Here is a 21,066-nt window from a genome sequence, read left to right on the forward strand (position 1 = left end):
ATTAATAAAACAATCTCAAGAATAGTAAACCAAAAGCCAAAGTTTATTACTATTGAAGATTTAAATGTGAAAGGTATGATGAAGAATAAGCATTTATCTAAAGCAGTTGCAGAGCAGAAATTTTATGAATTTAGAAACAAATTAACAACTAAATGTAATGCTTTAGGTATTGAATTAAGAATTGTAGATAGGTTTTATCCATCAAGTAAGTTATGTCACTGTTGTGGTTCTATAAAGAAAGATTTAAAACTTAAAGATAGGATTTATAAATGTGAATGTGGTTATATTGAGGACAGAGATTATAATGCAAGTCTTAATTTAAGAGATTGCTTAACTTACAAAATAGCACAGTAAAAGTTATTGTAAGTATGTACCGATGGCTAGTCGGGAATTTACGACTGTGGAGTATCATATCAAATGCAAGTAGTTTTTATAACAAAAGCAGATACATTGAAACAGTAAAATTCTTAAAATGTTTATATTTGATTACATTTTAAGTAGCAGTATATATTCATGAAATAGGTCATTTTGCAGAATGTTTTAAATATTATTATATTTACAGAGATACACTAAAAGAAAAGGCTCCTAAAACTTATGAATATTTTTATGGTCTTTTGAAAAATTATAAAGATTCTAGTATTGATCACAATTGGAATAATAGTAGTTCTGACAATGATGATAAAATTCAAGATGAAGATAAAATTGAAGAGGATAATAAAACTCAAAATAACACATCAAATAGTAGTGATAATGAAAGCTTAATGCCACTTTTAATATTTGCTGTAACTGCTTCAATTTTAAGAGCATTAAAAAAAGAGGGTTAAACCTCTTTTTTTATATGTACATCCATTTGAGGATAAGGAATATTTATCTTTTCTTCATCAAATCTTAATTTAGCCTGCTCTAAAAGATAAAAGTGAACATTCCAATAATTTTGAGTTTCTGTCCATACTCTGACAGTTAAATTTACAGCACTATCACCATGTTCACATATGTTTATAAAAGGTTCTGGTTCTTTTAAAATCATATTGTTTTCATTTATTATATCCATTAGGACCTTTTTTACATGAAGAATATCATCATCATAAGATACTCCAAAAGTTAAATCTACTCTTCTTGTATCTTTACGAGAATAGTTAACTATAGGTGAATTTGATATACTTCCATTTGGAATCATAATGGCCTTATTATCAGGTGTAACAAGATGTGTATACATAAGTTCTATTCTTTCTACAGTACCAGAATAATGAGGTGTTTCTATAAAATCATCAACATTAAAAGGTCTTGTTATTAATATTATTATTCCTCCTGTAAAGTTTGATAAGCTTCCTTGAAGGGCAAGACCAATTGTAACACCAATTGATGCTATAGCAGCAGTTAATCCACTTAAATTAAAACCTATATATTCAAGAACACACACAATAAGTAAAGCCTTTAGAGCAATATTAATAAGGGCACTAAAGAATAAATGAAGAGTGGAATCAATTGATTTTTTTTCTGAAAATCCTTCAAAAACAGATACTACCTTCCTTATTAGCTGCCAGCCAATAGCAAGTATAATAAGTCCAATTAAAATTTTAATACCACTTTCAGTACACCAATCAATTATTTTGAGAACAGCGTCTTCAAAAAATTGCATAAAATCCCTCCTAATTAAATATTAAGTTTTATAAAAATATTATTTAACATATTAGGGTCATTGTCAATTATTTTAATGTGTCAATTATTGTTAATATATCATTTATTCTAATACATTAATATTTATTGTATAATATAATTATTATAAATTTTAGGATGTGAAAAATAAAAATGACACCTTTAGCAGAAAGAATGAGACCAACTAAATTAGAAGATTTTGTAGGCCAAAAACATATAGTTGGAAAGGGAAAACCTCTTTATAACATTATAAAAAGCAAAAAGATATTAAATTGTATATTATATGGTCCTCCAGGAACAGGAAAAACTACTTTAGCTAATATAATGGCAAATTATGTAGATAAGAAATTCTATAAACTTAATGCAACTACAGCATCTGTAAAAGATATTCAGGATATTGCTTCTAATTTAGATACACTTCTTGGATACAATGGAGTTGTTATATATATTGACGAGTTACAACATTTTTCAAAAAAACAACAACAATCTTTATTAGAATTTATAGAAAATGGAAAAATAACATTAATAGCAAGTACAACAGAAAATCCTTATTTTGTACTTCACAAAGCTATTTTAAGCAGATGCAATATATTTCAATTTAAATCATTAACTAAAGAAGATATTTTAATAGGTCTTAAAAAATCAATAAAAAGGGCAATAGAGAGTGGGATTTCTATAGAATATGAAGAGGATGCACTTAAGTACATTGCTGAAATTTCTCAAGGTGATTATAGAAAAGCATATAACATATTAGAACTTGCTGTTAATTCAAATTTATCTAATGTAATAAAAATTACAAAGGAATATATAGAATCTTTAGGACAATCAAACATGAAGTCAGATGCATCAGGTGATGATTATTATAATTATTTAAGTGCACTGCAAAAAAGTATAAGAGGTAGTGATCCTGATGCTGCTATTCATTATTTGGCAAGGCTTATTAAAGGTGGTAATTTAGCAGCAATTGTAAGAAGAATATCAGTAATAGCAGCAGAAGATATAGGCCTTGCACATCCTAATGCATTAACTGTTGTAAATTCAGGAATAGAACTTGCCTTAAAAACTGGATTCCCAGAAGCAAGGATAATTTTAGCTGAACTTGTAATATATCTTGCAACACTTCCTAAATCTAATAGTGCATGTTTAGCAATTGACAAAGCATTAAATGATCTTGATAAAAAAAATGTTGGAGATGTTCCAAATCACTTAAAGGACGCCCATTATGCTGGTGCTTCTAAGCTTGGAGTAGGAGGATATAAGTATCCTCATGATTATGAATATGATTATGTAAAACAGCAGTATATGCCTGATAATTTGAAAGATACTGTTTATTATGAGGCTAAAAATAATAAATATGAAGAAAGTTTAAGAAAGTATTGGGAAAATATTAAATTTAAGAGGTAAATATTTATGGATATAAGTGAAAAAACTACTAAAAAATTTGTAGAAGCTTCTTACCTTTCGGCAGATAATTCACATAGATATAGAGTCATTCTTAGAATTGCATACAATGAATATGAAAAAATGAAATTTTGGCTTTACAAAGAGGATATTTATAAAATAATTAAGAGCATAAATGGCTTTCAAGAGTATACTTTAGATAATTTAAAACAGGATTTAGATTCTTTAGAAGCTTGGGGAAACTTTTTGACTATGCAAGATACTGGAAGAGCCAAGACATTAGAAGAGTTTAAAAATAGAAAATTTAGATATCAAATATCACCTAATACTATTGAGCTTGAAAGAACTATGATCAAATTAGAAAATATTAAGGAAAATGCAAGAGGTTCTCTAGAAATATCTTTAATTGAAAGGTTTAAAAATACCATTTTAAGTATGAAAAATATAAATACGAAAAACATAAAAGAAGCATATTCTTGGTGGGATTTATTAAATAAAGATTTTAAAATTTTAAATGAAAATTATCAAGACTACATAAGTAAATTTTATTCTAAAAAAACAGAAGCAATTTTAAAAACTACAGAATTTTTAGTTTTTAAAGAAAGTTTTATTGAATATTTAAGAGACTTTATTAAAGGATTGCAAATTAATGTTCCTAGTATTAAATATGCTTTTAATAGTATATCTAATGATGACATTAAATTATTAATAAAAAGGCTTGTAGAGTATGAAAAAAATAAAAGAGTATTTAATAGTGAATTTGATGAAAATGAAGAGTTTGAAATAAATTATGGAAGATATATTAGTATGAAGGAATGGTTTCAAGGTAGTAACGGGACTTTGTCTATGGTTGACAATTTATTAGATAGTACCAACGAAATAATAAGAAAAATAACATTTTCAGCTCTTCAGATTATTGAAATGCAAACTTCAGGAGGCAGCAGAAAGGAAGAATATAAAACTCTCATAAAGATTTTTGATAAGTGTAAAGATATAGAAGAAGCTCATAAATTATCCTCTGTTGTTTTTGGAGTTATGTCTTCAAGGCACATTATTTTCAATAAAGATAGAGAAACAGAAAGTATTAATTCTGGTATTTTTGAAGAAAATCCAACTATAGTAACTGTTAAACCTAGTAATAGATATAGAGAAAAAACAGCAAGTAGAGTATGTATTAAGGATAAAAGTCTTAAAAAACGAGAAAAAGCACAGGAAATTTTAGAAAAAAGAAAAAGAGAAAAAATTATTATAGAGAGCAAAATAGAAAACAACAAATTGCAATTTAAAAACCTTAAAAATATATCAAAAGAAGAAAGAAAGGTCTTTTTGTCATGGTTATCTAAGGGACTTAATAAAAAAGACACCTGGGTAAAAAATGAATTTGGACGTTTTTATAAAGTAGTTAAAGGACAGGAAGAAGAAATTTGTATAAAATGTGAAGATGGTGATTTTTATATGCCTTCATATGAACTTGTTTTTAAGTAAGAGGTGATATTTTGAAATTTACAGATATTCTTGAAAACTACATTATATTAAAGGATAAGGATAGGGACTTGTATTATGATGTAAAAGATAATATTGATTATTATAGAGAATTTATAGAAGATATTTTGTTATATAATATTTTTATTAAGGATGATTTTATAAAACTTGAAAAGATACCTGTAAAGCCTAAGTCATGGATGGGAATTAAAGAGTTTACAGATAAAAAAGAGTATGTATTTTTTATTCTTATTTTAATGTATCTTGAGGATAAAAATAAAGAGGAACAATTTATATTATCTAATATTACTGAGTACATAGAGCATAATTATCCTAATGAAAAAATTGAATGGACTATATTTAAAAATAGAAAAAGTCTTATAAATGTTCTTAAAGTATGCTTGAAAATAGGTATTATTAAGAAAAATGATGGTGAAGAGGAAACATTTATTAAAGATGAAACAGGAGAAGTATTATATGAAAGTACTGGAATTTCAAAATATGTAATAAGGAGATTTTCAAAAAATATAGATGAAGAAGATACCTGTGAAGATTTATTAAACGAGGCATGGGAAGGGATAAATACAGATAAAGGTATTGTAAGAAAAAGCAGAGCATTTAGAAGTCTTCTTTTAAATCCCATTGTATATAATGAGGCTGAAAATGATTCAATATATGATTATATAAAAAAATTTAGGAGTTATATAAAAAATGTCTTTGAAAAATATCTTGAATGGGAAATACATATTCATAGAAATGGAGCTATGGCAATAGTAAAAAATCTTAATTCTGTAACAGATACTTTTCCAAATATGAAGGGAGAAAGCACCATTGTTTTATTTATAAATAAAAAAATAGTAAATATGATATCTTTAAAGGAACTTATTCCTAATGAAAAGGATATTATTTTATTAAATAAAAATGATTTTGAAAAAATTTTATTAGATGTAAGAAATGAAGATGGGCATGGATTTACAAAGAGTTTTAGAGAGTGTTCAGAAGAATACTATTTAAGTGCAGTAGAAGAATTTATGAAAAGTTATGACATGATAAGAATTACAGATGAAAATGTTAAAATAATGCCTTTGGTTGGCAAAGTAATAGGAAAATATCCAGATGATTATAAGGAGATTAAATAAGGTGGATAGATGGACTGCAAATAAATTTGGACTTTTAAATTTTTGGCTTTATGATGAGGCAGAGTTTAAATTATCTAATGGAAAAATTATTTTTAGAGGAACTAATGGTAGTGGAAAATCTGTAACAACACAAAGTTTTATTCCACTTCTTTTAGATGGAGATAAGAGACCATCAAGACTCGATCCCTTTGGGTCAACTGCAAGAAAAATAGAAAACTATGTTCTTGTTAATGAAGGGGAAGAAGATAGAATTTCATATCTTTACATGGAATTTAGTAAACCAGAATCAAAAAATTATATTACTATAGGCATGGGCCTTAGAGGAAGAAAAGGAAAGAAACTTGAATCTTGGTATTTTATACTTAAAGATGGACGTCGTATAAATAAGGATTTTAAATTATATAGGTTTAGTGGTGAAAAGTATCCTTTAACATTAAAACAGCTTCAAAATCAACTTGGTGATGGAAATATATTTACTACAAGTCAAAAGGAATATATGGAAAAGGTTAATGAACATCTTTTTGGATATTCTGATATTGATAATTATAAGGATCTTTTAAATCTTTTAATTCAAATTAGAAGTCCTAAACTTTCAAAGGATTTTAAACCTACTGTTATATATGAAATTTTAAAAGAATCTTTAAATACATTGTCTCAGGATGATTTACGTGCTATGGCAGAAGCTTTAGATAATATGGATAGTTTAAATTTAAAATTAAGAGAACTTAATGAAAGTGTAGATGCTATAGAAAAAGTAAAAAAGGCTTTTGATGAATATAATTTAAGTATTTTGCATAATAAGTCTAAAAGGTTTATGAAAAAATCCAATGAAGTTACAGAAATTAGAAGAGTAATAAGGGAAGAAGAAAGAAAAATAAGAACACTTTTATCTAGTATAAATGAGAAGAAAATAGAATTAGACAAAATGGAGAGGGATTTTGAGCAAGCAAAAGAAAAGGAAGTTGCATTAAGAACAAGTGAAGCCTTTAATATAAAAAATGAAATAACTAAATATATACAAGAACTTTTACAAATGAATAAGGAATTAGAGAATAAAGAAGGAAAACGTAAGAAAAAATTTGATGGACAAATAAAACAAGAAGATGAAATAAGAGATTTAGAACTTAAGATTTATAAAAATGAACAAAAATTTAAGGATTTTCTTCAAGATGAGGAATATTATAGGGAAGAAGCTTTTTTTTATCATAATGATGATTTATCTAAAGTATTAAAAGATTTTTCTCAGAATTTTGATTTTAAAAATATTGAAATTCAGCTATATGAATATGAAAATGTAGTGAGAAGTGCTTTTGAGGTATTGAAAGAAGCTGAAAATATAAAAAAAGATTTAAATGATATGGAAGAAAGACATGACAAACAAGAAAATGTAGTTAAAACAAAAGAAAATAAGCTTAATGAATCAAAAGCATATCTTACAAGCATTAAAGATGAATATATAGAAAAAATAAATGCATATATTGACAACTTAAAAGTATTTAAAATTAATGATAATGATAAAATTCAAATTTGTAAATTCGTTAATGAAATATATGAAATAGCTGATTTTACTTCAATTAATGACAAACTTAAAGAAATAGAATCAAATATTAAATTAAGTTTAGCTAAAGAAAAAATTGTATTAAAAAATAGCCAAAATCAAATTAAAGAAAAAATAAGAAATATACAAAATAACATAGATGAACTTGAAAATAATGAAGAAATAATTGTTTATGATGAGGATATGTTAAAGGCTAAAGATATTTTAAATACTCATAATATTCCTTGTGAATATTTTTATAAAGTAGTAGATTTTAATGATTTATTACAATATGAGGAAAAAAATATAATAGAAGCAAATCTTTATAATATGGGCATATTAACATCAATTATTGTACCAAGTAAGTATAAAAAAGAAGCTTTATCACTAATGAAAAATATTTCATGTAAGATTATTTTTGATGATGTAAAAAGTGAAAATGAAAATATTTTAAAATATTTAAAGCTAGATGATACAGAATTTAACAAAAATTTCAAGGAAACAGTTGAAAAAATTCTTATGTCAATTTCATTAGTTGAAATTAACAAAAGTAAAACATTTGTAAGTAATTATAATGAATATGCTATAGGAATAATAAATGGAGTAAGTTCAGAAGAATTTAAAGCTAAGTATATTGGAATAGAAAGCAGAGAAAGATTTAGAAAAGAAAAAATAAATAAACTAGAAGAAGAAAAAGAAGAAGCTTTAAATGAAGATAGTAAGTTGACTTATAAAATAAATGAAATTAACAAAAAAATTGGAATATTAGAAAAAGAAAAAAATAATTTTCCAAAGGGTAATGATATTATCTCATCTATAAATATTATTATTGAAGATAATAATGAGTTGGAAAAAGAAAAAAAGGAACTACTTTTTGTTAAAGAAAAAATAGAAAAGCTTAATAAACAAAATTTAAATATAAAAAGAAAATTGTATAAAGCATGTGAACATATAAAAATTCCAAATACAGTTAAGTGTTATGAAAATGCACTTAATGATATATCACAATATAGAAAAGTTTTAAATAATCTTAAGGAAATTTTCCAGGAAATTATCTACAATAAGAAAAGTATAGAAAAAGCAAGAGAATATTACAAAGAAATATTAGATGACTTAGATACTATAAGTGGCGAAATTAATGATTTAAAAAGTAAAATTAATAGCAAGAAAAATATTATTGTAGGAAAAGAAGAGGCATTAAAATCTTTTAATCTTGGAGAGATAGAACAGGAAATTGAAAAGGTAACAAAAATAATAAATACTTATCCTAAAATTATTAATGACTTATCAAAAGAAATAACAAGGTCAGAAAGTGATATTGAATATTCAAAGAAGTTTGTTTCTAAAAATAAAGAAAAATTTGAAAGAGAAAAAGAGATACTTAACATACTTAAAAATGCAATTATAGAAGAAATTAATTTGGAATACATAAATGAAATAGAGCATATGGAATTTGATGATATTTTAAATTGGGCCATTAGTAGAGAAAGTATTTCAAAAGAAAATTTTGAAAATTTATTTAATGTATTTAACCAAAATGAAAATTATATTATTGAATATCATCCTAAAATAGAAAAAATATTTAATGATTATGAAGATAGTAATGATGAAGAAAAAAATCAATTACTTGAAAGTTCTGAAAGGTATGATATAAAAATTAAATTTAACAATAAAAATATATCAATATATGAACTTTCAATTTTTTTAAATGATAATTTAAATGAACAAAAAATTTTAATAAATGAAAAAGAACGGGATGTATTTGAAAATACACTAATTAATACTTTAAGCACTAAAATAAGTGCTAAAATATTTAAAGCATCAGCATGGGTTAAAGAAATAGATTCTCTTATGAAAAATATGGATACCACAAGTGGTTTTAAATTATATTTAAATTGGAAACCAAAAAAATCAGAAGGGGAGGAAGAACTTGATATAAAGGACTTAACAAATATATTAAAAACTCCTGATTTTATGAATCCAGAAGATAGAGAAAGAATATCTAAGCATTTTAATGAAAAATTAAAAAAAGAGAAACGTATTGCTAATGAAGATGGTTCTAAAAAAAGCTATCAATCAATAATAAAAGAAGTTCTTGATTATAGAAAGTGGTTTGAATTTCAGCTTTCCTTTTCAAAATCTAATGAAAGAAAAAAAGAACTTACTGATAGTGAATTTTTTAAACTTTCTGGAGGAGAAAAAGCTATGGCAATGTATATTCCTTTATTTGCAGCAGTAAATGCAAGATATAATGCAGCTGATAAAAAGGACTGTCCAAGAATTATATCTCTCGATGAAGCTTTTGCAGGTGTTGATGAAGAAAATATAAGTAATATGTTTACATTAATTGAAGGATTAAATTTAGATTATGTATTAAATTCACAAATTCTTTGGGGAACTTATGAAAGTGTTAGCAGTCTTTCAATATATGAATTAATTAGAGATGATAAAGATATTGTTTTACCAATAAAATATCATTGGGATGGTCATGTTAAAAAAGTAGAAATGGATGTGTAATGAATGGACGAATCATTAAAACTAATAAATACTAATTTATTATATAAAAAAATATTTAAAGAAATATATAAAAAATATAAAAAATATGGGAAAATAACAGGGTCTTTTATTGTAGAAGCTAAAGATAATAAAGATAAACTTTTATTAGCTAATTTTGATTCCTCTGCTATATATACAGGAAAAGCTAGAATAAAATGCACTTTAGTTCAGGAACTTTTTAATAGAAAGTTAAAAGATAGTTCTTTTTTGGGGCTTTTAGAAACTGTAGTAGGAGAAAGTCTAGAAACTAATAAAGAAAAGAAGCAAAAAGAAAATGATAAATTAAAAGATTTTTTTTGTGAGATTATAAAAAATTCTAAAGAAGGAAAAGGTAAAGAATGGTTTATAACTTTATATAATGAAGGCAATTATGGATATAAATCTATCATAAGAAAATATAATGAAATTAAAAATAAAACTGAATATGAAGAATTATCTAAAAATATTATTCTTGTAATTTTATCATTAAATTTCCTTCCTTATTTAGAAAAGAAATTTCAAAATATTGCTGTTTTTTCAGCAGAAAAAACTAGAGATCCTCATTTTTTAGATAGTAATACTTTCACAGGTAAATTATTTATTTTTGGACTTCAATTTATATTTAATAATAAAAATTATAAAAGTATCAATGATATTAGTGAACTATATTTTAAGGCTGGTATTTTAAAAGATGAAATATCAAATCATTGCACTATTTTTTCACTTAAAGCTTTTGATTATAATAATAAAGAGATATTGCCAATTAATTTATTTACTAAATGGAAAGAACCTTTAGAAATAAGTATTAGTAATCTTATAAAAGTAAAATACTTAGAGGCTATAGAAAATAAAGTATATGTATTCGAAAATCCAGCAGTTTTTCACGAAATAATTAAAAGAAGCAATAAAAATATATCACTAATTTGCACAAAAGGTCAGATTAATTTATCTTCATATATGTTGCTAGATAAAATAGAAAATCTAAAAGAAATTTATTATGCAGGGGATTTTGATCCAGAAGGGCTTCTTATTGCAGATAAAATAAAAAAAAGATATGGCGATAAAGTAAAGTTCTTATTATATAATAAAGATATTTATGAAAAAATTATTTCATCTAAAAATTTAAGTGATTCTAGAATTTCTATGATTAAAAATATAGAAACATTAGAATTACAGGAAATAAAACAATGTATAAAATGCCAAAAAAAAGCTGCGTATCAAGAACTTTTAATAAATGATTATTTGAAATTAATTTGCAAATAATATTAAGAATATGTAAAAGTATACATACTTGAAGAATAAGGCCTCAACACTTCTATTATACCACGAAAAAAATATGTAAAAAAGACTGTTTTTTGAAAAATAATAGAGCTATAATAAATACAAGATAAAGAAATAAAACATTTCTTAAAAATATTAGAAATGAGATGGTTCCAATGGGATATGTTTTTATCAATCCAAAACTATAAAATATGAAATGAGATGATTCCGATGGGATGTGTTTTATTAATCTAAACCATAATATAAAAAATGAGGTGGTACCAATGGGTTAGTTAAATATTAAAAGACATAAATTTTAGGCATGTAAATTTGTTAGTATGAGCTTTAAAAGGATATGTTATAAAGCCATAAGATTTGTTATTTATTAAAAATATATAGGTGCCAATATTTAAGTTTTTTAAATATAAAGTGAAAATTATAAATTAAATAAGGAGGAGTAAGTTTGAATAATATGCATATGAAAAGCTAAAATGAGGTGAGTCCAATGTAAAATTTAGTTAAGAGGTGTATTAAAATTAAAAATTTAATAGTGTATAATTAGTAGGCGTTAGTAAAGAAAAAATTTGCTAGCGTCATTTTTTTGCCTAAATGTAAAATAATAATTATAATTATAATAGTTATACTTGGGAAATAAAAAAATATTATTATGAATGTAAAAGCAGAAAGGGGTATATATTTATGAGCAAGAAGAAAAAAGAGGCAATATGTGAATTATACATGATATTCATGATTATAGCTTCAATAGTAAGCTATATAAAAACTAAAAATATTAAGGTGACAATGATAATTATCATAGCTGTATTTGTTGTGTTTATAATTATATATGCAGAAATATTAATTCATATAAAAAGAAAGTTTTTAAAAGCTGGAATAGATAAAATAGATAAGTTTCAAGGGGAAGAATTTGAAAAACTTTTATTTTATTATTATAAGGAATTAGGGTATAAAGTTAAGTTAACACCTATAACTAATGATTTTGGTGCAGATCTTATACTAAAGAAAAAAGGTGAAGTTACAGTTGTCCAAGCTAAGAGATATAAAAGTTCAGTAGGAATTAAAGCTGTTCAAGAAATTATAGGTGCAAAAGCTTACTATAAGGCTGATAAATGTGTTGTAGTTACAAATAGCTATTTTACCAAAAGTGCTATTGACTTGGCGGAAGCAAATTGTGTTACATTAATTAATAGAAAAGACTTATTTAAGATCATGAGAGAGGTTAAGGAAAAGAACAATATTAATAATTATGAAAACGTTAGTGTAAAAAAAAGGCATGTATGTGCTAAATGTGGAGCACTAATGGTTTTAAGAGATGGTAAGAATGGCCAATTTTATGGATGCACTAATTTTCCTAAATGTAAATATACAGAAAATTATAAAGAAGAATAATAATTTAAAGTATTTATGTAGCTAATTATTATGTTTGTGGTATTATTTGTGATAAATTTTATATAATGGAGGTAGTATAGTGAAAGGTAGTAAACTAGATTATGAAAAGCAATTGAATAATGAAATTGAAAAGAGATTAAGTATTATGGAAAAAAGTGATTATGTATTTGCAAAAAGATTTACTAGAAAGGATTACATATTCACACTTGTTATAGTTATTGTTTGTTTTGTATTTATAATAGCAGGAGCATTTTTATAATAAAATAGGAGAAGTAATAAAAAGATGAAAAATAAGAATAATATTGAAATAGAAAAGGAAGCAATGTTTGGAATTGTTCCAGTTCTACAAAGTGAAAAAATCTACGGCTTTTTAGATGCTTTATTAGTTTTGTCAGGTTATTGTATTGCTACTTGGAGTTATACTCAAGGGTCCTATTTAATAAGTCTTGTAGGATTTAAACAGCTTCTTGTTGGAGCTTTTTTAGGTGCAATACTAATGCTTACTATTTATCAATTACCAGTAATTCTTTCTGTAAGATATGGAATTGATATTTGGATCTGGCTTAGATCTGTATTTGGACATTGTGGAGTAAAAATAATGACTATAGCAATTATAATTATTAACTATCCTTGGTATGCAGTTTGTGCTGATTTATTTGCATCATCTATGAAAAATTTGTTAAATGTTTTTGGTATAAATCTTCCAAGCTTTACTCATGGGTATCTTGCAATAATTTGTGTTTTAGTAGGAACTTTTATAGCTTATAGAGGACTTGGTGCAATTACATGGACTACAAGAATTCTTGTTCCACTTCTTTTATTAGTAGGTGTTTTAGTGGTCTTTGTAGGATTTTCATCTGTACCTTTTAATGTAATATGGAATTATAAACCAGATATCTCATCATATACTAATAATATTATTCCATATATTATTTCTATAGAAGCTAACTTTGCATTTGTTATTACTTTAGTAGGAGGTATGGCTGAGGTGCCCAGGTTAACTAAAAATGAAAGGTCTGTTTTTTTTGCAGGAGTTATTGGACAAGGAATATCAGGTTCATTTTTTGTAGTAGTAGGGGCGGTTATGGCAATAGCAATGCAATATGTAACAGGAAAGGTAATAGATGATCCAACATTAATGCTTGCAACTTTGTCCTCTCCAATACTAGCTCTTAGTTCACTTCTGTTAGTTGCTTTTGCAAATATTGGAACTCAAGCAGTGGGGTCATATATATACGGAGTTATGATTAAATCATCTTTTAAAACATTAAGTTATAATAAAAATATATTGCTACTGTGCTTTTATGGGATTATTTTATGTTTATGGGGTAAGGTTACAGAATATTTTGGCTCATTTTTAACTATAAGTGCATGTATTTATGCACCGCTAGCTGCCTTATTATTTGTGGATTTCTTTTTTGTGAGAAAGCAAAAAATATCTCTGCGTTCTGCCTATAATTTAGAAGGATATGATTCATATAGTTACACTAATGGAATTAATATAGTAGGATTTATATGTGTTATTTTAGGTGTAGTTATGTCCCTTGCAATATATAATCCTGTAAGTGGAGAAATTCATAATATGATATTGTTTTATGCTACGCCAACGGGTTTTTCATTTCTTGGAACAGGAATTTTATATTATGTTTTAAGTAAGATACCTATTATAAAAAGATATATTTTAAAAGACAGAAATGAAATAACTATATAAATTATAAGGGGATAATAAAAATGAAAAATAAGAAAATAGTAACTAAGCCCTTTGATAGATTCAAGATTCCACCAAAGCAAAATATACTAATTATGCCAATAATATGGCTTTATTGTTTTATTGTTACTAAAAGAAACAAATTAAAAATAAATAAGGTTAGAATGAAGGGGGTAAAGCCACCATATCTTGTTTTAGGAACTCATCAGTCATTTATGGATTTTTGTGTTACTCCATTAACTATTTTTCCAAGGAGAGCAAACTATGTATCAGAACTTGAGGGCTTTGAAGCCTATGGAGAATGGAAATACAGGCAAATTGGATGCCTTGGTACTCGTAAATTTGTTTATGATTTAGCCCTAGTCAAAAACATAAAAAGGGTAATAGCTAGAAAAGGTATTCTTGTATTATATCCAGAAGCCAGATATGCAAATGTTGGGACATATTCTCCTATTCCAAAATCTGTAGGAAAACTTGCTAAAATGTTAAAAGTTCCTGTTGTAATTGTTAATATGAAGGGAAATTATTTAAGAACTCCTATTTGGAATTTAAATGTTAGAAAAGAAGTACCCTTAGAAGCAACTATAACTCAAATTTTCACAAAAGAAGAATTACAAGCTGCATCATTAAAAGAAGTAAATGATAAAATAAGTGAATATTTATATTATGATGAATATAAGTGGCAATATGATGAAAAAATTTCAATAACATATGAAAAAAGAGCAGAAGGTATTGAGATGCCTTTATATAAGTGTCCTGTATGTGGTGAGGAATTTCATATGAAAACTAATATGGCTCATATCTTTTGTGAAAAATGCAATTCTAAATGGTATATGACAGAGTATGGCAAATTGGAGCCTCTTAATAATAAATATAAATACTTAAAATCAATGGATTTTTCTCATATTCCTAATTGGTATGAATGGGAAAGAAGTGAAGTTATTAAAGAAATTAAGGAAGGAAGATATTTTTTAGATATAAATGTATATATAGAATCTCTACCTAATGGAATAAACTTTATAAAACTTGGACACGGAAAACTTGTTCATAATAAAGATGGATTTTATTTAACCTTTACTGATTATGGAGAAAAGAATGAAAAAACTATGTTTTTTTCAAGAACTTCTATGACTTCTATTCATACAGAATATGATTATAGGGGCAAAGGGCAATGTATCACCTTATCAACTTTAGATAATACATATTTTATATTCCCAAGGGGTGATGGATTTAATGCCACTAAAATTCAATTTGCAACAGAATATTTATATGATCATTTTATACAATAGATACTTTCTCATATTTATTAATAATAAAACATTGCAATATAAATATGAGAAAACTTTATATGATATTATGAATACCTTGCAGTTTATGTAAGGTGTTTTTTATTATAATATTATTATATAAATGTTATAATATATAAAAAGTATTGTTTAATAAGGAGAAACTTTATGAAAATAAAAGAATTAAACTCATGTAAAAATGGAGAAATGGTTACAATAAGGGTAGTAGCAGCAAATAAAGAATTAAAACCTAAAAGCAGTGGAGGAGAATTCTTATCTGTTGAATTAGTTGACGATACTGGTAGAATTATCTTTCCTATTTTTGACAATGTAGATATAGTGTATGAAAAGTTAGAAATAGGCAGACCTTATACTGTAGAAGGTTCTGTTAATATTTGGAATGGATCTGCACAACTTAAAAATCCCAGATTTAAAATTATTAGAGAATACGATGCATCTGAATTTATTGCAAAATACAATGTAGATAATTCTCTTGTTGAAGAATTTTTACAGGTGATAGATTCTTTAAAAGAACCATATAAAACTATTGCTATAGAATCATTTGATTTAAATACAACAAAAGAAAGGTGGAATAAATTTTTGACTTGTCCATCTGCTAAAAAATATCATGGAAATAAGCTTGGAGGTTTATTTTTGCACACTTATGGAGTATTAAAAAATGTAATTAATATAATTTCTTTATATGAAAATGGTAAGATTGATTATCCAGATGTAAATACAGTTGTAAATAAAGATAGACTTATTTTAAAAGCTATTATTCATGATTTAATGAAAACTGAAGAATATGTTTATGATACATACATAGATAGAAAAGATAATGTAATTGGTCATATTATTGATGGAGCAACATTTATTACTATAATAAATAATAAGTGTAATAACATATTATCAAATGAAGAATTAGAAGATATAAAATATTCTTTATTGTCACATCATGGTGAATTTGGACCTTATGAACCTAAAACAATAGAAGACTGGCTTCTTCATTTAGCAGATATGATAGATGCAAAGGTAGTATATGAATTAGAAAAATAACAATTAGAAAAACTATGGTAGGTGGTAAAAATGAAAATAACTTTTGAAGATATAAAAAATAATAATAAGATAAATACGTACATTAAAAAGGCTGATGAATCCTTGACAGCTCTTGGATATACAGAGCATAGTTTTGCACATGTTACAAAGGTAGCAGAAACAGCTAGTTATATACTTCTTGAACTTGGATATGATAAAAGAGAAGCAGAACTTGCCCAAATAGCAGGTTATATTCATGATATTGGAAATATTGTAAACAGAGAGGATCATGCTCAAAGTGGTGCTATTATGGCCTTTAGAATACTTGATAATTTAAACTGTGATCCAGAGGATATTGCAACTATAGTTACGGCTATAGGAAATCATGATGAAAAAACGGCATTTCCAGTAAATCCTGTAGCAGCTGCTCTTATACTTGCAGATAAAACAGATGTTAGATATACAAGAGTTAGAAACAATGATGCATCAACTTTTGATATTCATGATAGAGTTAATTATTCAGTTAAAAAATCTAAAGTTATTGTTAATAAAGGTGATTTTATAGAGTTGCAATTAAAAATTGATACAGAAGTATGTCCATTAATGGATTATTTTGAAATATTTTTAGATAGAATGCTTTTATGTAGAAAGGCTGCAGAAAAATTAGGAGAAAAATTTATATTAGTTATTAATGGTCAAAGAATGTTATAACAATTATTTTGTAGAAAAATAGTGAAATAATTCTAATAATATATTATACTTTAAATTAGCGTTAAAAATATAATAAATTATTAAAATTAAGGAGAATAAGTACATGGAAATAAATCCAGTAATCATATCTGTTATAGTATTATGTGTGTTATGTTTATGCAAAGTGAATGTTATGCTTTCAATGCTTATAGCATGTATTGTAGGTGGTATTGTAGGTGGCATGAGCATTGAAAATATATTTGAAACTTTATATAATGGCTTTTCTAGCAATGCTGAAACAGCCCTTTCTTATATTCTTTTAGGAGCTTTTGCTACAGCAATGACTTGCACAGGGGTTAGTGAGATATTTTCAAAAAAGATAGTATCCTTAATTAAAGGAAATGGAAAGATGTTATTATTCATTTTTGCAGGAATTGCATGTCTTTCACAAAATATTATTCCAATACATATAGCTTTTATTCCAATACTTATACCCCCATTATTAAATATTATGAATAAATTAAATATTGATAGAAGAGGGGCTTCTTGTGCATTAGCTTTTGGTCTTGAAATGCCATATATTGTTGTACCTCTTGGTTTTGGACTTATATTTCAGGGGATTGTTGCAAAGAACCTAACTGAAAATGGTATGAATGTAACTGTTTCAGATGTTACAAAGATTAATTGGATTTTAGGAGTTTTAATGTTAGTAGGATTATTAATTGCAATTTTAGTATCTTACAAAAAGCCTAGAGAATATAGAAATGATAAATTTGATAATTTAGATATTAAGGATAATAAAAAAATTGATAGTGAACAATTAAAAAAAGAACATTATGTAAGTTTGCTAGCTATAATAGCTACAGTTATTGTTCAATTTATATTTAAGTCTCTACCTCTTGCGGCACTTTGTGGCATATTAGTTATGATTATTTTTAAAGCAGTAAGACTAAAAGATGTAGACAAGCTTTTTTATGGTGGTATAAAGCAAATGGGCTATATTGCCTTTATTATGCTTATTGCAGGAGGTTATGCAATGGTACTAAAAGAATGTGGAGGAGTTGATTCTCTTATTAATAGTTCAATTCATTTAATTGGAGGTAACAAACTTATTGCTGCCACAATTATTACATTAATAGGTCTTTTTGTAACTATTGGAATCGGAACATCCTTTGGAACTGTTCCTATACTTGCTGTTATTTATGTACCATTATGCGCAAAAATAGGATTTTCTGTAAATGCCACAATACTTTTAATGTCTGCTGCAGCAGCTCTTGGAGATGCAGGTTCACCAGCATCAGATACTACTCTTGGACCAACTAGTGGGTTAAATGCAGATGGAAATCATGATCATATATGGGATACTTGTGTGCCAACATTTTTGCATTATAATATTCCTATAATGTTAGGTGCTATTATAATTTCACAATTTATATAATATTTTAAGTATGGAAAGAATATAAGAAATGTTTTTTCTATACTTTTTTTATTTTGATTTACTATTTGAGTAAAAAAATAGCTAATGTGGTAATATTGTGTTAACTATGTGTAAACTCCATTGAATTGAATTGTCAGAATTATATAATTATAGTAAGAGGATATTTATAAGCAATATAACATTGATATAAGTATAATTGAATGGATGTGATACATATGGGGAAATTAAAACAAAAAAGTAAAAGACATAAAAAAATTTCTAAGGTTTTACTAAAATATGGTCTAATTGTTATTGTGTCCATAGTTGCAATATATATGTTTATTAGTGCAACTTTAAATATATCAGATTGTACTAATAAAATTGTTGAAAATAGTCTTAAAGATCAAATAAAGCAAAATAACAATTTTATAAAAATATATCTTCAAGGGAAAATTGATGTGTTGCAAAATGTAGTAGCATCAATACGCAGTGAAGAACTTGATAATAAACATGAGTTAACTAAAAGGATTAATAAATTAGCTTCTATGTATGAATTCTCTAAAGCTTATTTTATAGATAGTAATGGGTATATGTATTTAGATGATGGAACTGTTGAGGATGTTCGTGATAAGTCGTTTTATTATAAAGTAGTGTATGATAAGAAACCTTTAATAAGCAATGCCTTTAATGATGAAAAAGTTGATTATCAAGCTATTGCAATAACTGTACCAGTATTTATAAATGGCGAAATGGTTGGAGATATTTATGCAATTAAGAATGTATATGATTTAAAAAGTAGTATGAAAAATTATCTTGGGGATGATGTTGGTTTTTCATATATTATGGATGAAGATGGCTATATTATTTTTAGAGTAAGTAATAAATTTGATGATAGCGATTGTAGAAATTTTTATCATTACATGATGTATCAAGATATCCAACTTGGTAATTATATAAATAAAGTTAAGGATGAAATAGAAAAAAATCAAAGTGATGTACTAAAGGTAGAAAAAGAAGATAAAACTGGATATTTAGGATATGCGCCAGTGCTTTCAAATTCTAATTGGATAACAGTTTCATATATTGAGGATAATAAGGTATTAGAATATGGAAAAAATCTTTTAAATAAAACAATTCAAATAATGACATGTATAACTATAGCAATAATAACAATAGCATGTTATATACTTGGTATTGAAATTAATAAAAGTATGCAGTTAAAAAAGGTTGTTTTTACTGATGAATTAACAGGAATATCAAATCTTCTTGCATTTCATGAAGCCCTTAAAAAGATTTTGAAAAATACTGATGAAAAATATGTAGTGGCAGTATTTGATATTAAAAAATTTAAATTTATTAATTATAAATATGGCTATAATTATGGTGATAAAATTATAAAGAAATTGGCAAAAGCTTTAGATAAAAAATATTTTGGTAAAGAAAAATGTTCAAGAATAGAATCAGACACTTTTATAGCACTTATAAAAAATAATGGAAATGTACAACAAGAGCTTAATGATTTTCTTGTTCAAGTTCTACCTAAATCCATGGGGATATCTGGATTTAGAATAGGTTTATACGAAATTAAAAACAATAAGGAAGAAATTACAGATATAATTGAAAAAGCTAAGCTTGCATGGCAGTATATAAAAAATGACACTAAGAAGAATTATAACTACTACGATGATAATCTTCTTAAACAAATTATGGATGAAGAACAAATAGAAAGTAAAATGGAGAAAGCTCTTGAAGATGGAGAATTTAAGGTATATTTACAACCTAAAGTTAATTTGGAAAATGATAAAATATGCGGAGCGGAGGCATTAGTAAGATGGATATCTAAGGATTTAGGATTTATGCCTCCTGGCAAATTTATACCTATATTTGAAAAGGATGGTTTTGTATCAAAGGTTGATTTTTATATGCTTGAACAGGTTTTTGTAATAATGGAAAGACTTATTAAAGAAGGACGTACTGATATTACTATTTCGGTAAACCAATCAAGGGAAACTATAAATCAAATAGATTATATAGACAAACTTAAGGCTGTTGTAAAAAAATATAATGTTGATACAAAATACATTGAACTTGAAATAACTGAAAGTGTATTTACTGATGATAATAGCAAGATAATAAATATAGTGAAGGAAATTCAAAAATTAGGTTTTAAAGTATCAATGGATGATTTTGGATCAGGTTATTCATCATTAAATTTACTAAAAGAGGTTCCTATTAATATTTTAAAAATTGATAGAGTATTTTTAGATGATGATACTCATGATACAAGCAAAAGTGAGATTATAATTAAAAGGGTAATTGAAATGGCACGTGACTTAAATATTAATGTTATATGTGAGGGTGTTGAAAGTGATAAGCAAGTATATTTTTTAAAAGCAGCAAAATGTGAAATGGCTCAAGGATATTATTATTCAAAGCCAGTTCCTGTACAAAATTTTGAGGCAATGATTTTTAATAAGGAGAAAGAGTAGTTTTAAACTGCTCTTTTTTGTTTA

Annotated in this window: 16 protein-coding genes and 1 pseudogene; 16 read left to right on the forward strand and 1 reads right to left on the reverse strand. The window is 25.7% G+C overall.

Annotated elements, in window-relative coordinates:
- The 3 genes and pseudogenes from ACTNAO_RS00005 to ACTNAO_RS00015 form a co-directional block, all read left to right on the forward strand.
- A partial coding sequence (locus tag ACTNAO_RS00005) for an RNA-guided endonuclease InsQ/TnpB family protein (protein ID WP_441029709.1) occupies window positions 1-354 on the forward strand: 354 nt, incomplete at its 5' end.
- Window positions 355-518: 164 nt separating this feature from the next.
- A pseudogene (locus ACTNAO_RS00010) lies at window positions 519-593 on the forward strand (hypothetical protein); the annotation flags it as partial.
- Window positions 594-614: 21 nt separating this feature from the next.
- Entirely contained in the window at window positions 615-824 is a 210-nt protein-coding gene (locus ACTNAO_RS00015; protein WP_441027101.1) for a hypothetical protein, read from the forward strand.
- Here the strand turns inward: ACTNAO_RS00015 and ACTNAO_RS00020 are convergent.
- Window positions 821-1,639, reverse strand: coding sequence for a mechanosensitive ion channel family protein (locus ACTNAO_RS00020; RefSeq protein WP_441027103.1), 819 nt, complete (start codon window positions 1,637-1,639; stop codon window positions 821-823). The two genes, ACTNAO_RS00015 and ACTNAO_RS00020, sit on opposite strands and share 4 nt — an antisense overlap.
- 170 nt (window positions 1,640-1,809) lie before the next feature.
- On the opposite strand from ACTNAO_RS00020, the gene ACTNAO_RS00025 reads away from it, so the two are divergent.
- The 13 genes from ACTNAO_RS00025 (at window position 1,810) to ACTNAO_RS00085 (ending at window position 21,042) form a co-directional block, all read left to right on the forward strand.
- Entirely contained in the window at window positions 1,810-3,060 is a 1,251-nt protein-coding gene (locus ACTNAO_RS00025) for a replication-associated recombination protein A (RefSeq protein WP_441027105.1), read from the forward strand.
- Between the two features lie 6 nt (window positions 3,061-3,066).
- Window positions 3,067-4,542, forward strand: coding sequence for a TIGR02677 family protein (locus ACTNAO_RS00030; RefSeq protein WP_441027107.1), 1,476 nt, complete (start codon window positions 3,067-3,069; stop codon window positions 4,540-4,542).
- 11 nt (window positions 4,543-4,553) lie between these two features.
- On the forward strand, window positions 4,554-5,678 hold the full coding sequence (locus tag ACTNAO_RS00035) for a TIGR02678 family protein (protein ID WP_441027109.1): 1,125 nt from the start codon (window positions 4,554-4,556) through the stop codon (window positions 5,676-5,678).
- 1 nt (window position 5,679) lies between these two features.
- Window positions 5,680-9,732: a TIGR02680 family protein gene (locus tag ACTNAO_RS00040; protein ID WP_441027110.1), complete on the forward strand. Its 4,053-nt coding sequence runs from the start codon at window positions 5,680-5,682 to the stop codon at window positions 9,730-9,732.
- Window positions 9,733-9,735: 3 nt separating this feature from the next.
- On the forward strand, window positions 9,736-11,013 hold the full coding sequence (locus ACTNAO_RS00045) for a TIGR02679 domain-containing protein (RefSeq protein ID WP_441027111.1): 1,278 nt from the start codon (window positions 9,736-9,738) through the stop codon (window positions 11,011-11,013).
- Window positions 11,014-11,709: 696 nt separating this feature from the next.
- Window positions 11,710-12,417 (forward strand): restriction endonuclease, encoded by a 708-nt coding sequence (locus ACTNAO_RS00050; RefSeq protein WP_441027113.1) that lies wholly within the window; start codon window positions 11,710-11,712, stop codon window positions 12,415-12,417.
- Between the two features lie 79 nt (window positions 12,418-12,496).
- Window positions 12,497-12,676: a hypothetical protein gene (locus tag ACTNAO_RS00055; protein ID WP_441027115.1), complete on the forward strand. Its 180-nt coding sequence runs from the start codon at window positions 12,497-12,499 to the stop codon at window positions 12,674-12,676.
- Between the two features lie 24 nt (window positions 12,677-12,700).
- Entirely contained in the window at window positions 12,701-14,128 is a 1,428-nt protein-coding gene (locus ACTNAO_RS00060) for a cytosine permease (RefSeq protein WP_441027117.1), read from the forward strand.
- Between the two features lie 20 nt (window positions 14,129-14,148).
- Window positions 14,149-15,414, forward strand: a complete 1,266-nt coding sequence (locus ACTNAO_RS00065; RefSeq protein WP_441027119.1) for a 1-acyl-sn-glycerol-3-phosphate acyltransferase — start codon at window positions 14,149-14,151, stop codon at window positions 15,412-15,414.
- A gap of 165 nt (window positions 15,415-15,579) precedes the next feature.
- Window positions 15,580-16,467 (forward strand): OB-fold nucleic acid binding domain-containing protein, encoded by an 888-nt coding sequence (locus tag ACTNAO_RS00070; protein WP_441027121.1) that lies wholly within the window; start codon window positions 15,580-15,582, stop codon window positions 16,465-16,467.
- Window positions 16,468-16,497: 30 nt separating this feature from the next.
- Entirely contained in the window at window positions 16,498-17,157 is a 660-nt protein-coding gene (locus tag ACTNAO_RS00075; RefSeq protein ID WP_441027122.1) for an HD domain-containing protein, read from the forward strand.
- 103 nt (window positions 17,158-17,260) lie between these two features.
- Window positions 17,261-18,574 (forward strand): Na+/H+ antiporter family protein, encoded by a 1,314-nt coding sequence (locus ACTNAO_RS00080; RefSeq protein WP_441027123.1) that lies wholly within the window; start codon window positions 17,261-17,263, stop codon window positions 18,572-18,574.
- Window positions 18,575-18,789: 215 nt separating this feature from the next.
- Window positions 18,790-21,042: a bifunctional diguanylate cyclase/phosphodiesterase gene (locus ACTNAO_RS00085; protein ID WP_441027124.1), complete on the forward strand. Its 2,253-nt coding sequence runs from the start codon at window positions 18,790-18,792 to the stop codon at window positions 21,040-21,042.
- Window positions 21,043-21,066: the final 24 nt, after the last annotated feature.

It is taken from the genome of Clostridium sp. HCP1S3_C6 (assembly GCF_052066735.1).
Taxonomy (GTDB): Bacteria; Bacillota; Clostridia; order Clostridiales; family Clostridiaceae; genus Clostridium.